Below are 13,841 nucleotides of genomic sequence, written 5' to 3' on the forward strand. Positions count from 1 at the left end.
GTGTCTCCACCCGTGTTCCCACCCGTGTTGCCGCCGGTGTTCCCACCCGTGTTGCCGCCGGTGTCTCCACCCGTGTTGCCGCCAGTGTCTCCACCCGTGTTCCCACCCGTGTTGCCGCCGGTGTTCCCACCCGTGTTCCCACCACCGGTGTTGCCGCCGGTGTTGCCGCCGGTGTTCCCACCCGTGTTCCCGCCACCGGTGTTGCCGCCACCAGTGTTGCCGCCACCGGTGTTGCCGCCACCGGTGTTGCCGCCGCCGGTGTTGCCGCCGCCGGTGTTGCCGCCACCGGTGTTGCCGCCACCGGTGTTGCCGCCGGTGTTCCCGCCACCAGTGTTCCCACCACCGGTGTTGCCGCCGCCGTTGCTCGCAGTGTTCTGTCCGCCGTCGTTGTTGCTGGAGCAGCTGGCCTGTCCTGTGGCCGGATTGATCCAGCCATCCTGGTGCAGGCACAGCGAGGGAACTCGTGCACGGGCCGGAGCCGGCGCCGGTAGGAAGCCCGACAGAGTTCCGGCGCGGGTGGCCGGGCTGGTGGCGCTGGTGTAGGTCACCTCAGCCCGGTACTGCGCACGAGCCTGACGCTGGGCTTGCGGAACAACCGCGCACCGGCAGACCGCCTGGCCACGAACGACACGGTGACGGCAGTTCGTGTAGTCCGAGGGATTGGCAACCGCCGGTACGCACTGTTGCCGAGAGACCGTCCCCTGGGCATACGATGCCGGTGAGTACGCGAGGAAGACGACGGATCCAGCGAGGGTCAGGAGACGGGTCGGGTTCATGGTGCGCTCACACAAAGGAAAATCGGTCAATTTCTGAACCATTTCCTATCAGGAGGCGCCTCTCTGTGGTTAGGCTTCTTCGGAGGTAATAGGCCTCCCTTTATCGTCCAGACTATCTCGAAAGGTATAGTAGAGCTCGGCCGAACTATCTCTTTGGTACAGGCCAAAAGTTATAGTCGCTGAGGCGCGCGGAACACGGCTGAGCCTTGATCCACACCAACTGCTCACGCCGTGACATGCTGCCTCTGCTGCCTTCTCTGATGCCAGATCCTCCAACAGGTGAGCCATGCTGTTCAGAGGCACGGCGACGAGGCTGATTGCACGCAGGCTGCCTGAAGTATGGGTAAAGGAGGTCAGATGTTCATCGCAGCAGTCGTGCCGTCGGTGGGATTGCATGCGTGCATCACGCAAGACGCCGCAGATGTTGCTGCTCCCTTACTCGCAGTCGGCATCGGCATGGTTCCTTCCGGTAACGACGCGAGGCCAGGGGCGTCAAGCCGCCAGCCTGTGAGGCTCGCGTGCTCGCCTTTGTCATGCTCGATCCACCACGCCATCAGTTCTAGGTGGACACAAGGGCGGGGGGTACTGGGCGACAGCCGTGTGGATCAGGCGTTCTCCCACACAATCTGTTTGGGCTGTGGCTCGGATCGGTGTTCGTTTGGCGGCGGCAGAGCCAGCTCAGGGTCTTGATCCGCTCTGGCTATCTCGACCGATTGCTGCCGTCCCAGCCAAAGCCGATCCAGGCAACGCTGGTACGAAGAAATCTCCAGGGTAAGGGTAGGGCAACTTTGGGGATACCCACTTTGATTGCTCGTGTCAGGCAGCAAAATTTGAAACAAACAGGTGTCGACAAAAGCAAATCAGCACGAACCGACATGCAATGGGGCAATCAATGGACAGTCAGGTGGAGGCCGTCGCACGGGCGTTTTACGCTGTCGAGCGCGAGGAGCAATCGTGGGACTATGAGTTTGACGTCGTCAAAGACACGTATCGCGGCCTTGCCCTTGAGGCGCTCCAGTTGCTCGATCAGCACCAAACCTATCGCACACCGGAGGCGAACACCTCCGGTGTGACTGATTGGCCTGCGGTGGCCTGATGTGAGGCTGGGGCGGACCGGTGCCAACGTCTGCTCCTGCCAACGATAATCCCAGTCAGGATCCTTCTGTGTCCTGAGTGGGCTCTCGTCTCAGCACCGGTGCACCCGCACCCGTGACCCTGAACCCACGATATAGCTCTGCACGTCGCATCCGGGACGGTCGATCGTCACGCGTGTGCTGGCCGGTGGCACGACAGATCCTGTCTCGCCGGGCAGGATCGATCCGGTCACCTCAACGTCGAGATTGGGGGCCCGGGTTGACGGAGTAGGCCAAGGCCGGCTGCTGGTTCCGTCAGGGTCGCGCATGTCTCCGGGCGCTTGAGCCTGAGATCCGGTCGGCAGGAGGACCGCCAGTAAGAGAGCGCCGGCGACAAAGCTGCGGCTGCGCATGAAGTGTCTCCTCACGTTGTGTTCTATGACAAAGTGCAGGACACTGCCTGGAGTTCCGCGTTCAGAGCCGTCGGATTGGCGGAAAATCGATGTGACAGACGACGCCGGACGGCACCGCGTCGCCTCTGATCTGCGTGGGCCAACCGGCCAACGGCGAGGATCGTCATCTTACGCGTCACCGCCTTGGGGCTTGCTCAAGACGTGAGTCAATGCGCTGAAACGCGTATGCAGAGATTGGGCGGTTTTGCTGGGGATTGGTGAAGCAAGGGTTAAAAACCCCCATGTGGCAGCAGGGGCGTGGATTGGCGACGGCTTCCGTCTCCGCGATGCAGACTGCCGGCGCTGCTGCCGTGTTATCCCCGCACGTGTTGTCCGTGAGGATATCCGTTTCCTCGGCGCTGCCGTGCAGTCTCTCCCTGAGTTTTAACTATGGGACAAACTTTCCCGAAACGGATGAGTGACTTTGCGCCCGATGTGACCGCAATAGGCTAAGAAACGGCTCCAGCTCTTGGACCATTCGTCGCAATGGACAGGCAGCAGGCACGCAGTATTGGGTCTGTTTATGATGTTTGACGATAAAGATTTTAAGCACCTGATCAGTGAGCCAACCAAGCGGCAGCGGGCCCAACCCGGCAAAGGCCATCCGGATGCCCATCCACTCCCGGGCGCCGACCCTCAAACGCGGTCTGCCTTCAAACCGGGCGAGGTGCGGCGGTTGCTTGAACATACGCCGGGCTTCATTGCCGTTGTGCGCGGGCCGGAGCTGACTTTCGAAATGGTCAATGCCGCGTACGCTGACCTCGTCGGCCGCCGCCCGTTGATCGGCAGGCCTGTTCGGGAGGCTCTGCCAGAGCTTGGAGAGAGCTTTTTCCATCAGCTCGAGCACATCTATGCAACAGGAGAGCCGGCGATTGGCCGAGGGGTTCCTCTGACCCTACAAAGGGAGTCCGGGCGCATCGAGTGCCGCTACATCGACTTCGTTTATCAGCCGATCACCGAGGCCGACGGGGCCACCACCGGCATCTTCCTTCAAGGGCAAGACGTCACGCATCAAAAGCGGACCGAGGAGCAGTTGCGGTTGGCTCTGCAAGGGGGGCAGATTGCGGCCTGGGAGCGGGATCTGGGAACCGATTTCGTCACCTGGTCCGAGAATGCCGAGGAGCTGTTTGGGATCAGGAGTGGCCCCGCCGCCGAATTTGCCAAGCGGATTCATCCGGACGACCGGCCGCAGCATCGCGAGGCGCTCGCCCGGGCTCTCGCGGGCGGGGCGCCGTACAGCCTGGAGGTTCGCTTCCTGAAGCCCGATGGATCGGTCATCTGGATTGCCCACCGGGCCGAGGTTCAGGATGGGCCGGAGGGCTTCGGGCGACTGGCCGGTGTCACGATGGACATCACGGCGCGCAAGTCAGCCGAGATTGAGCTGGCTGGTCGTGAAGCGCGCTACCGGCAGGATCTGGAGGCTGCGGCCTTGGTCCAAAAAAGCCTCCTGACGAGCAACGGAGCCGTTGGAAACCTGCGTTATGCGGGATTGTTGCAGTCATCGAGCTTTATCGGGGGAGATACCTTCAACGTTCTCCCGCATGAGGGTGGCCTGTCGTTCTTTCTCATTGATGTGTGCGGTCATGGTGCGGCGGCGGCCCTGGCCTCCGTCGCAGCGCACCGCTTGATCTCCGAGGCTGCGGTCATAGAGGCAGGGCGTCCCCCCGCCGCTGTTGTTCAGCAGGCAGCCGAGAGTTGGCCTGAGGCTCTGCCCTACTTCACTATGATTTACGGGCACATCGATCCAATCTCTGGCCAGGGTGCCCTGGTTCAAGCAGGCCACCCCCATCCGCTGCTGATCCGACGTGGGGGCGACGTTGTGCCCTTGGGCCAAGGTGGCGTTCCCATCGGCATCAATGCCAGCCTTGCTTACGAGACCAGCCCGTTCACGCTCCATCCAGGCGATGCTTTGCTCCTGTACTCCGATGGCGTGGTCGAGGCGGAGAATGCGGCAGGGGAGCCCTTTTCGGAGGAGCGCCTGCTGACCGTGATCGCCCAGCATGCGGCTGACCCCTCGGAGTTTCTGCTCGACACGATGGTGGACCGTGCGCTGCAGTGGAGCGATGCAAAAACCCCGCATGATGACATGAGCGCCTTGTGGATCAGGCGTGTTCAGTAGGGTGGGCACGCAGGGACCTGAGCTTGGAGAGGGTCGCGACAGAGCGTCGTATGGTGCTCCGCGGCTCGGGCAGAGGTCACTGCTGGCGTTGGCGCCGTTGTTCGCTGTCAGGGCCGGCCTATCCATGCGTTCAGGTTCGCTTCGTTTGCGACCCGCAGGGTCCAGCCCTGGAACGGGTCGTCCGTCAGGCCAATGAGCTCCCTTGTGTCAGGTGAGTACAGGGGCAGCGGCCCGCTTGGGACATGCCGAAGCTGGGAGTGAACCCTCTCCCGTGCACGTGATTGAAGCTACTGCCCGCCCTCGATCGCCATGTTCCTTTGCCGAAAAGCAACGTCTGGATCCGACACACCAGTCGCGTAGACTTTTGACCCATCCCGTCGCCACCGGTTGTTCCTCTGCGAGGTGCGGGCCCTGTCAACGAGTGCTCGAACGAGCGAAGGGCAGGCTGAGCACCCTCCCTTCTCCGGGTTGTGCGGAAGGCCTCAGCCGAGGAGGCACCCCGCTTCCGGAGGTCTGCCTCCCTTGCGCCGGACGCAAACAGCGGGCCAAGGGACGTTCCTATCTCTCAACGAGAAGCAGTCGCTTGGCTGATGTCTGCCGCGGGATCCAACCAGACAGAAATCCAGGCACGTCTGCGCCAGCGATCGGTCTTGCATAGAGGTACCCTTGAGCGGCGCTGCAGCCCATCTCTCGCAGTCTCTGCGCTTGGCCCGACGTTTCCACGCCTTCAGCCGTGACCTTCAGGTTCAAGCTCCGGCCAAGTCCAATCACGGCCGTGACGATCGCTTCATCGTCTGGGTCCTCCTCGATGCCGCGGACAAAACTCTGATCAATCTTGATGTGATCGACCTTGAACTGCTTCAGGTGGGTCAGGGAGGCAAAGCCGGTGCCGAAGTCGTCGAGAGCGACCTGCACCCCCCGAGCGCGGAATTTATCCAGAGCCGAGGAGACCATATGCGATTGTGCGTCGAGCAGGACCTTCTCGGTGATCTCAATCTCGAAGTGCTTCGGCGGGACCTTCGCGAGGTCGAGAATGCGCAGGATGTCCTCGGCCAAACTCGGCTGGATGAACTCGGTGTGAGACAGATTGATCGCCACATGGCCAAAGCTCAGGCCGCGGTTGAGCCAGCGGCGCATGTCTGAGGTCACCTTCCCGATCAGGCGCTTGCCCACCATGGTGGCCAGTTCGGGATCGTCAAAGGCATTGGCAAAATTGGCAGGGGTGAGGAGACCTCGGGCCGGATGCTGCCAGCGGGCCAGGGCCTCAAAGCCGACGATCTCGCCCGTCGAAAGGCAGACCCGCGGCTGATAGAAGGGTTGGATCTGATCGAGGGCGATTGCTTCGCGCATCTCTCGTCTGAGCGTGATCCGCTGCTCGGTCGCAGCCCGCATTTCCGGCGCATAGGTCACGACGCGGTTCCGGCCCTCGGCCTTGGCCCGGTACAGGGCCATGTCCGCATCCTTCAGCAACTCGGCCGCGTCCGTGTCGTGATCGGGAAAGGCCGCGATTCCGATGCTGGCATGACTGGCGATCATCTGGCCGGCGTAGGACACAGGTTGGCTCAGCTTTTTGACAACGCCTTCCGCCAGGGCGGCCGCATGCTCCAGACTGGACGAGCCCGCGAGCAGGACCACAAATTCGTCACCGCCGAACCTCGCGACCGTGTCGCAGTCTCGTGCCGTGGCAGACAGCCGAGCGGCGGTTTCTTTCAGCAGGGCGTCGCCCGCGTCATGGCCAAAGGAATCGTTCACATCCTTGAACTCATCCAGGTCGATCACCATCAGGCTGATGCTGGTGCCATCTTGCCTGGCCTCTCCAAGAGCCTGTTCAAGCCTCTTCTGGAACAGCAGACGGTTGGGGATGCCGGTGAGCGCATCGTAGTTTGCCGCCCGCCACAGCTCCTCTTCAGCCTGCTTGCGGTCATGGATGCTGGTTTGGGTTCCGATCCATTCCTGGACAGCACCCTTGTCATCCTTGAGCGGGATCCCCCGGGCTAGAACCCACCGGTAGTGGCCGTCGCGATGCTGAACGCGAAACTCGTCGTCCCAGGGCGTCGCCGACGCAACGGCCTGTTCCCATCCGGCTCTGACCCGTTCCCGATCCTGCGGATGAACGGCCTGGAGCCAGCCATCACCAGCATACTCCTCGGCCTCCTGGCCTGATGTCTCCGTCCAGCCCACGTCCCCCTTCATCAATCCCTCCGCCGTGGCGAGCCAGACGATGGATGCATTCGTCTCGATCAGGGCACGGTAGCGGCCCTCGCTGGCTTGAGCGCGCTCGGCCGCGAGCTTCTGCTCATGCATGTCCGTGCAGGTGCCGAACCAGCGCTCGATCTCACCCGTGCTGTTGTGGATGGGCAACGCACGATTCAGCGTCCAGTGATACTCGCCCGAATGATGGAGCAGACGGTACTCGATCTCGTAAGGGGTGCCGGTCGCCAGTGAGTGCTGCCAGTGCGCCCACGCCCTGGCCTGATCATCCGGATGAAGCAGACGGTTCCATGTATCCCCGCTTGTAGACCCAACCGGCTGACCGGTGAACTCGTACCAGCGGCGGTTCTGATAGTCTGGGGTGCCGTCCGAGCGGCTGGACCACACCATCTGGGGCATGGCCTCGGCAATCATCCTGAACCGGTGTTCCCCGTCCGCCCTGAGCTTGTTGGTCTGTCTGAGCTTGAGCTGGCTCATGACCGCATGGGCCAGGGCCAGAAGCGTTTCCATCTGAACGGACGTGAGCCCCTCAGAGCGGGCTTTGGTGTCGAGGACGCAGAGCGTGCCGAGGGGCAGGCCCTCCTCGGTGATCAGGGGAACGCCCGCGTAGAAGCGCAGGCGCGGTTCGCCTGTGACCAGGGGATTGGCGGCGAACCGGGGGTCCTTGGTCGCATCCGGCACAACGAACACGTCGGTCTGAAGGATGGCATGCCCACAGAAGGCGATCTCGCGTGGGGTTTCCCGAACCCCATTGACGCCGATCGCGCACTTGAACCACTGCCGCTCCTCGTCGATCAAGGAGACAAGCGCGATGGGGGCCTCGCAGACGTGCGCGGCGACCTGGGCGAGACTGTCAAACGCGGCCTCTGGATCGGTGTCGAGGATCTCAAAGCTGCGAAGAGCGGCCAACCGGCTCTCTTCCGCCCAAATCGGAACGCTGCTCGCGGTTACACGCACTGACATCAGAAACTGCCCAACGAAACTATATTTCTTTCTCTGAGGGATCATACCTCAGAAGAGGTACTGTCGCGAGGTGCGCGAGTGCCTCAGCGTGCAAGAATTTATGAGATCGCTTCGTGAAATGGACCCCACCGTCCGCAGGCCGATGTTCCGAGGGAGTGGAACTCACAGGCCCGGGGCATCATGGCATCGGTGATGTCGCAGCCGCTTGGAGCGGGGAGAGGCCTTCAGGGACGCGCGGCCTTCCATGAAAAAGCCCCTCGCGAGGGGTGCGCAAGGGGCCTGAAGGGCGAAGGCGGTGGGGTACTGGCCTTCGTGTGCGGTTAATGCGGGTCAGAGGCTTTCGTTCCATGCCAATCTGATGAGGGTCAGTTGCCAGCACCGTTGCCGTTGCTTCGTCGCGCGCGGGGCTAGCAGGCGTGCACCCGGACGGTTGCGCCCGACAGCACCTTGTAGGCTCGGGTCGTGCAGGAGGAGCGGGGGAGGGGCGGGGGGCTCAGGGGCTCTTCTGTGTCCAGGGCGGGCTGGGGCCAGGCCTGGATGGACCCTGTGACCTCGATATCCTCACGCGTGTCGATCAGAGGGGCGGGTTCAGCATTGACCGGGGTTGACGCTGGAGCGCTGGGAGCTGGAGTTGTACTCTCAGGGGGAGGATCGGCCCACAGGCGCCGCTCCTTGGCTGAGGCGAGCGAGCTTGCCGCGACCAGGCACACCACTGCTGCCACCACTCTCATCCCGCTCATGGCCACTCCGACGCTTTCAGACACGGGAGGAACGCGGCGGCCGGCGCCTTGGTTGCGGGCCATGGCGTGCGGGGCTGCTGATTGGGAGGAGGGGCAGCGCTGCCCGTCGACGCCTCGGGCGGATCCCGGCTAGTGGGTGAACATGACCCCGTACACGTCCCCGGTGGTCCAGATGAGCCGCACCCGGGCGGACGCGCCTTGCTCCGGGATCTGGAGGCTGAACTCGAGGGCGTCGAACTCCAGCGGGATCGCGGCCGGATCCGGGAACACGAGCCGGGCGCCGGTGGCGGAGAGGTCCCACAGGAGACAGTCGACGATGGGGACGTGATCCTCGCCCGCGACCCGTCCGGTGAGACGGGTGCGCACGCGTGCACTGGAGCGGCGCTCCGGTTGTCCTTGGTTCATGCTGATGGCTCCACCCTCAGGAACCATCATCATCGCAGGGGACGCTGGTGCGAGGCTTTCTGTGTGTGCGGTGTCAGCTTCTGGGTCTGCGGGGATGCACACCCCAGCAAGACATCGGGCGAATAGTAACCGTGTCTCTCTTTATTCCTAGCGGTGAGGGCCGCGATATGCCATAACAGACGAACAAACGTGGCAGGAGGGTATGATGGGGGCACGGGGGCGCTTCTGGCAGCGGGCCGTTCGGGATGAGAGCGGCGCGACGATGGTAGAGTATTCGTTTATGGCAGGCCTGATTGCCATGGTGGCGATGGCTGCTGTCGCAGCGCTCGGGCTTCAGTCAAAGGACCAGTGGGAGCAATCCCAAAATAAAATTGGCGGGGCCTTCTCAGCCAACGCTGGTAGCCCCAGCAGTAGCCCCGGCAGCGGTACGGGCGGTGGTGCTAATACCGACAATGCTGGCAGCGGCAGTAATTAAGCTGAGATCCAACGGGCCGCGGGGGCGTGAAGCCGAGAATCCTCTGAGTGTATGGTGCACAAAGAGATCTGCAGTTCTCTGCCCTCGGATGCTGATCAGCAAAGTCTGACCGAATGCAATAGGCTTGGTCAGCGGTTGGCCGCATCGGGCATCTAACGCTGTCCTCCATTTCCGTTTCAACACTGGCGCACCCGCACCCGCTCGCCAGAGCCCACGATGTAGCTCTGCACATCGCAGCCTGGGCTGGCGACGGTCACGCGTGTGTCGGCCCATGGCACGGCCGCTCCGACCCGCGGGGCAGGGTGGATCCGGTGCCTCAATGTCAAGATCAGGAACTCGGATCGACTGGAAAGCTTGCGCTGGAGGGGGCTCTTCGGGCCGCGCATCTCTCCAGGAGTTTGAACCTGGGGCGGTGGTGGGCCTGAATGCCATTAGGACAAGGCCCCGGCGAAGATTGCGGGGGGCATGATGTGTTCCTCAACTTGGGGTTTTTTGACAAAGTGCGGAACCGCGCTGGGATTTCGCGGCCCAAGCGCATGTGAGGAAAACGGTTTACGGCCGGTGGCGGAGTTTGCCCGTTGAAAAGACTTCCGGTGTTCCGCCAGCAGGGGAGGCTTGGGCCTGAGCGGCTGCTCAATGATGGCAGCTTGTTGCGAACGTCCTACTGGCAAGCCATCTCCCCAGCGTCGATCGTCAAGCAGACGCCTTTTTGCGTGCGTCGTGAACAATAAGGCGGTGTGGATGGCGCAAGAGAGCCCACACCAACCGTCAGACACCGGGCATCAGCCATAAGTGTCTATCCGATGCGCGCGAAGCGGTAAGCGATGCGCCGGTGCGTTCTGACATCGTTGGCGAGGCTCCAACCGAAGCGGAACATCACAGCCAACAGCAGGAGCACCGGAAACGGCTTGAGGTCCGCAATAAAGGCATGAATCATCAGATAGGTCGCTGCGTCCATAACGGCACTCCTTTTGCTGTGAGACGCGCAAAGGAGGCCGTTCGTTCCGCACCATGACGGAGGGGTCTCGACAGAGTACAGGGAGACCCCAGGGGAATAAGCCCGTCAAGCCTCGTCTGGGCCGAACGGCGTCGGGAAGTTACGCCATAGGGCCTGGTGTGGAGATGGGTAAAAGGCTGGCGGCTCGACAGCCTGGAGGGGCTGCTCTGGGGCTGGCCAGTTCTACCTGATCAGGAGAGCAGGATCGGACCTGTGACCCGGGCATCGAAAGGAATGGCGTTGAAGCGGCGGGTGATGCGCAGGTGCCTGCGCAGGCTGGCGGTCGCAAAACCGGCGACAAACGCCGCCACGACGATCATGAGGGCGGTCGTCCAGCTCGTGGTGATCAGAGCGGATGACAAAACGGTAAGCGTTGTGGTGAGCCCCATGGCGTCTCTCCTTGATGTCGCCGGAAGTCATTACCGGGACCTTAACGAGCCTTGCCAAAGATTCCTATTCGGTCAGATGCTCTAGAGCGTACGGCCTATGGGCTGATCCTTGGTCATCCAAAGTTATCTCAATGCATATCCCGCACTTTGGTGCGCAAAAACCTCCAGTGAGTAATCCAATTTTCAAATAAAACCTGGTTCAAAGCGGACCACGTTTTCATTAAAAATGATTTTACTTTGATCAACGCCTTGTTGATGCTTACAAATCATAAAATATGACTTGTGACGCTACATCCACATCGCGATGTTGCATGGAGATCGCAAACTATACCGAACGCGGGTAGTCAAAGAGGTCACATGCTTAGCTAGCGCAAAATCCCTTTGAAGCTGGAATATAGCTCGAAAGGTCTAGTCCAAAAGTTTTAGATGCGGCTTTGCCGTCACGAACGTGGCACGTGAGCTGTCAAAGATTGTCCGCCTAGATGGTTTCGTTGGCCAGTTGATCAGGAGGGTGGTCGTGCTGTTGCACTGTGCTGACCCTCGCATATCACACGCCTCAGCGACGCTAACATCCATAGCTAAAGCCCGGCATGCCCTTTGGCAGAGGGGCGCTCGCTCTACTGTCGTCGCCTTTACGGGCGAGCCAATCTTGATGAGAAACAGCGGGAGATTTCGGGGGACGGTGATAAGGAGCAATAGCCCGTTGGCTGCCCGCTGATAGCGCTCCAAGTATTAGATGTGGGAATTCATGTAATGGCGTCAGCTGGTTCGGATCACCTAAAGCGTGCTCCCCTGTCCTTGAAGCTTTCCCATGGATAAACATGGGGCATTCTTGATCCATGGACCTGCAGTGTCCCTGGTAGGACGGGGGCTCCCTAAAAATGCACGGATTGTAAAGGCCGCCATAGCGAGTGAGCCTCCATGTTTCATATCTTGCTGGCGAGCTTGAAGACGAGCAGCACGCCAGCAACAGCCGCTGCCAGCGCCAGTCCAAATGCGGTTGCCAGTTCAAATGGGGAAAGTCCCGCGCATCCCCCTGGGTAGCCGAGCAATCTACACCACCAAGTCGTCCACTCAGCCATGGCATGCTCCGACGAATTGCGCCTGACCTGTAAGCTTAACAGTAACTAAGTTTTTGACGTAATTCCAAGAGGCTGGCTCGGGGCCTCAACAGACCACTTGTATGATTGGGATAGGTAGGTGCGCCCTCTGAAGAGATAGTAACCAAGACGTCGACTACATAGGTTACGGTATAGTCGCGTCAGCATCCAGCGTCTAAGGTTATTCGTACAGGGGTGCAGTGCGGGATAATGCGAGGGGCAGATGGGTATAGCTATGAATTTCATCGAGGCAAAGAAAATGCGATCATTCCTTCAGGACAGGTCAGGAGCAACCTTGATGGAGTATAGCCTCTTCCCGGATCCGATCGTGGTGGTATATATCAGCACAATGACATCTATTAGTGCTTTTCTGATAGAGTAATTTGAGGCAATTCATTACCCTCTACTCTAATCAATGGAATTGTAATTCCGATCGCAGCCCGAGTTGAGGTGTTCGTACTGTGCTTTTGTTCTACATGTTACAAATTATAATACCTTTGGCCAAATTCCTAATTGGGTTTCTCCGAACGTTGCTGCTAGATCTGAAAGACAGATTGTCTTCTCCTCGCCCTTATTACATAACCGCGAGATCTTCAAATGCAGAGCATGTCTTCGAGTCTGCTCCGGCAACAGTGCAGACCTGTAGGAGCTGACGATGGGTACCAACGGCCTAGGTGAGCCTTGTCGTCCGGTGAGCTCAACGCACCTGACAGATTCTGCCGATGGACTAAATATAGCGGTTCTGCTCCCCTGCTTTAATGAAGCCTCGACAATCGGCAACGTCGTTCACAGATTCAGAGCGGCTCTCCCGCAAGCGCGAATATTCGTCTATGATAACAATTCTACTGACAGAACTGCCGGGGTAGCGCGAGCAGCTGGAGCCATCGTGCGAAGCGAGGGGCGTCAAGGCAAAGGAAATGTTGTACGGAGGATGTTCGCTGATATCGAAGCTGACGTGTACGTTCTAGCCGATGGGGACGACACCTATGATGCAAGTGCCTCACCTCGGATTATTCAGCATCTCATCAAAGGCGGCTATGATTTCATTAACGGCGCCCGCGTTTCCACCGTCGCTGAAGCATACCGTCCCGGGCACAGACTCGGTAACATCCTCTTGACGCAGCTCGTGCGTATCGTGTTTGGACGCCAATTCAAAGACATGCTGTCAGGCTACAAAGTCTTCTCGCGGCGGTTTGCGAAGTCTTTTCCGGCGATGTCGAGGGGATTTGAAATTGAGACGGAACTCACCGTGCATGCACTCGAACTTCGAATGCCATGCGATGAGCTTCCAACCGCGTACAAAGAGCGACCAGAGGGATCATCCAGTAAGCTTAGGACGTTCCGAGATGGTGCGAGAATTCTGGTTCTAATCGCAAGGCTGGTGAAAGATGAGCGACCCTTTCAGTCTTTCGGATTGCTGGGGCTCATGTTGGTGCTCTTGGCGATTGGGTTGAGCGTGCCTGTGATCACGACCTATCTTGAAACCGGCCTCGTTCCGCGGTTTCCCACTGCGATTCTGAGCGTCGGCCTCGTTCTGCTCGGGACATTGTCTTTCTTTGCAGGCTTGATCCTGGATATGGTGACAACCACACGCCAGGAGATGAAGAGGCTGATGTACTTGTCGATCCCATGGGTCGGAAAACGGGAATGAGTGAGAGGGGTGGGCCAACACGAACTCTGGATGAGGCAAGGACATTCTACAGATTTTGTGCTGTCGGCGCTGTTGGGTTTCTCACCGATGTGCTGTTGGCGCTGGCCCTCGTCGCAACCGGTATGAGCCCGCTGCTTGCTCGCGGACTGGCCATTCCTCCGGCGCTGTTCGTCACCTTCAATCTCAATCGACGATGGTCCTTCAAGCATGCCGCGGGCGGGAGTTATTTTCGGCAACTCGCGGCATACCTGGTGACGCAGAGTTTCGGCGCGAGTTGTAACTTCCTGATTTTCATGTTGGCTCTTTCAATGCTACCACAGCCATTCAATGAGCCGGCGCCATCGATTGTGCTGGCGTCAGGAGCAGCCCTTGTTGTGAATTACCTCGGCTCACGGTTTCTTGTATTTCGCCAAGGGAGAGCCTAGGGCGTTTCGGTTTGGGGACGCGGGCGTGAATGCCTGGTTCGGACGCCAACGGACTAAAGTGGTGT

General features: G+C 60.1%; 14 protein-coding genes. 5 read left to right on the top strand and 9 right to left on the bottom strand.

All coding sequences use genetic code 11. From position 1 onward, the window contains the following. The coding region (locus JQC81_RS13610; protein WP_203272351.1) for a hypothetical protein at window positions 1-776 on the bottom strand (776 nt) is incomplete at its 3' end. An 892-nt stretch (window positions 777-1,668) separates the two neighbouring features. Here JQC81_RS13610 and JQC81_RS13615 point away from each other — a divergent pair. Further along, on the top strand, window positions 1,669-1,872 hold the full coding sequence (locus JQC81_RS13615; RefSeq protein WP_203272352.1) for a hypothetical protein: 204 nt from the start codon (window positions 1,669-1,671) through the stop codon (window positions 1,870-1,872). Between the two features lie 90 nt (window positions 1,873-1,962). Here JQC81_RS13615 and JQC81_RS13620 read toward each other — a convergent pair whose 3' ends face one another. Further along, complete coding sequence (locus JQC81_RS13620; protein WP_203272353.1) at window positions 1,963-2,262, bottom strand: hypothetical protein; 300 nt, start codon at window positions 2,260-2,262, stop codon at window positions 1,963-1,965. A gap of 715 nt (window positions 2,263-2,977) precedes the next feature. Here JQC81_RS13620 and JQC81_RS13625 point away from each other — a divergent pair. Further along, complete coding sequence (locus JQC81_RS13625) at window positions 2,978-4,420, top strand: SpoIIE family protein phosphatase (protein ID WP_203272354.1); 1,443 nt, start codon at window positions 2,978-2,980, stop codon at window positions 4,418-4,420. A gap of 558 nt (window positions 4,421-4,978) precedes the next feature. Here JQC81_RS13625 and JQC81_RS13630 read toward each other — a convergent pair. From JQC81_RS13630 to JQC81_RS13640, 3 genes are all read right to left on the bottom strand, one after another. After that, window positions 4,979-7,540 (bottom strand): bifunctional diguanylate cyclase/phosphodiesterase, encoded by a 2,562-nt coding sequence (locus JQC81_RS13630; RefSeq protein WP_203272355.1) that lies wholly within the window; start codon window positions 7,538-7,540, stop codon window positions 4,979-4,981. Between the two features lie 461 nt (window positions 7,541-8,001). Beyond that, on the bottom strand, window positions 8,002-8,334 hold the full coding sequence (locus JQC81_RS13635) for a hypothetical protein (protein ID WP_203272356.1): 333 nt from the start codon (window positions 8,332-8,334) through the stop codon (window positions 8,002-8,004). A gap of 129 nt (window positions 8,335-8,463) precedes the next feature. Beyond that, window positions 8,464-8,739, bottom strand: coding sequence for a PilZ domain-containing protein (locus JQC81_RS13640; RefSeq protein WP_203272357.1), 276 nt, complete (start codon window positions 8,737-8,739; stop codon window positions 8,464-8,466). A 262-nt stretch (window positions 8,740-9,001) separates the two neighbouring features. On the opposite strand from JQC81_RS13640, the gene JQC81_RS13645 reads away from it, so the two are divergent. Further along, window positions 9,002-9,214 carry a hypothetical protein gene (locus JQC81_RS13645; RefSeq protein ID WP_246520412.1) on the top strand — a complete coding sequence of 71 codons (213 nt, stop codon included), beginning with the start codon at window positions 9,002-9,004 and terminating at the stop codon, window positions 9,212-9,214. Between the two features lie 176 nt (window positions 9,215-9,390). On the opposite strand, the gene JQC81_RS13650 is transcribed toward JQC81_RS13645, so the two are convergent. From JQC81_RS13650 to JQC81_RS13665, 4 genes are all read right to left on the bottom strand, one after another. Further along, complete coding sequence (locus tag JQC81_RS13650; RefSeq protein ID WP_203272359.1) at window positions 9,391-9,600, bottom strand: hypothetical protein; 210 nt, start codon at window positions 9,598-9,600, stop codon at window positions 9,391-9,393. Between the two features lie 410 nt (window positions 9,601-10,010). Continuing rightward, entirely contained in the window at window positions 10,011-10,172 is a 162-nt protein-coding gene (locus JQC81_RS13655) for a hypothetical protein (protein WP_203272360.1), read from the bottom strand. A gap of 230 nt (window positions 10,173-10,402) precedes the next feature. Then, the gene (locus JQC81_RS13660; RefSeq protein WP_203272361.1) at window positions 10,403-10,600 is read right to left on the bottom strand and encodes a hypothetical protein; all 198 of its coding nucleotides are present in this window, start codon (window positions 10,598-10,600) and stop codon (window positions 10,403-10,405) included. A gap of 926 nt (window positions 10,601-11,526) precedes the next feature. After that, window positions 11,527-11,682, bottom strand: coding sequence for a hypothetical protein (locus JQC81_RS13665; protein ID WP_203272362.1), 156 nt, complete (start codon window positions 11,680-11,682; stop codon window positions 11,527-11,529). 673 nt (window positions 11,683-12,355) lie between these two features. Here JQC81_RS13665 and JQC81_RS13670 point away from each other — a divergent pair. Together JQC81_RS13670 and JQC81_RS13675 are read left to right on the top strand one after the other, a co-directional pair. Continuing rightward, window positions 12,356-13,351 (top strand): glycosyltransferase family 2 protein, encoded by a 996-nt coding sequence (locus JQC81_RS13670; protein ID WP_203272363.1) that lies wholly within the window; start codon window positions 12,356-12,358, stop codon window positions 13,349-13,351. Next, a complete protein-coding gene (locus JQC81_RS13675) occupies window positions 13,348-13,776 on the top strand; it encodes a GtrA family protein (protein WP_203272364.1) in 429 nt (142 codons plus the stop codon). Before JQC81_RS13670 ends, JQC81_RS13675 begins: the two co-directional genes overlap by 4 nt. Window positions 13,777-13,841 lie beyond the last annotated feature (65 nt).

This window comes from Microvirga arabica (genome assembly GCF_016811235.1).
GTDB lineage: Bacteria > Pseudomonadota > Alphaproteobacteria > Rhizobiales > Beijerinckiaceae > Microvirga > Microvirga arabica.

Coding starts and splice junctions, on each gene's coding strand:
- JQC81_RS13675 (WP_203272364.1), top strand. CDS start 13,348: ATGAGTGAGAGGGGTGGGCCAACACGAACTCTGGATGAGGCAAGGACA.
- JQC81_RS13615 (WP_203272352.1), top strand. CDS start 1,669: ATGGACAGTCAGGTGGAGGCCGTCGCACGGGCGTTTTACGCTGTCGAG.
- JQC81_RS13640 (WP_203272357.1), bottom strand. CDS start 8,739: ATGAACCAAGGACAACCGGAGCGCCGCTCCAGTGCACGCGTGCGCACC.
- JQC81_RS13670 (WP_203272363.1), top strand. CDS start 12,356: ATGGGTACCAACGGCCTAGGTGAGCCTTGTCGTCCGGTGAGCTCAACG.
- JQC81_RS13665 (WP_203272362.1), bottom strand. CDS start 11,682: ATGGCTGAGTGGACGACTTGGTGGTGTAGATTGCTCGGCTACCCAGGG.
- JQC81_RS13650 (WP_203272359.1), bottom strand. CDS start 9,600: ATGCGCGGCCCGAAGAGCCCCCTCCAGCGCAAGCTTTCCAGTCGATCC.
- JQC81_RS13660 (WP_203272361.1), bottom strand. CDS start 10,600: ATGGGGCTCACCACAACGCTTACCGTTTTGTCATCCGCTCTGATCACC.
- JQC81_RS13635 (WP_203272356.1), bottom strand. CDS start 8,334: ATGAGCGGGATGAGAGTGGTGGCAGCAGTGGTGTGCCTGGTCGCGGCA.
- JQC81_RS13620 (WP_203272353.1), bottom strand. CDS start 2,262: ATGCGCAGCCGCAGCTTTGTCGCCGGCGCTCTCTTACTGGCGGTCCTC.
- JQC81_RS13655 (WP_203272360.1), bottom strand. CDS start 10,172: ATGGACGCAGCGACCTATCTGATGATTCATGCCTTTATTGCGGACCTC.
- JQC81_RS13645 (WP_246520412.1), top strand. CDS start 9,002: ATGGTAGAGTATTCGTTTATGGCAGGCCTGATTGCCATGGTGGCGATG.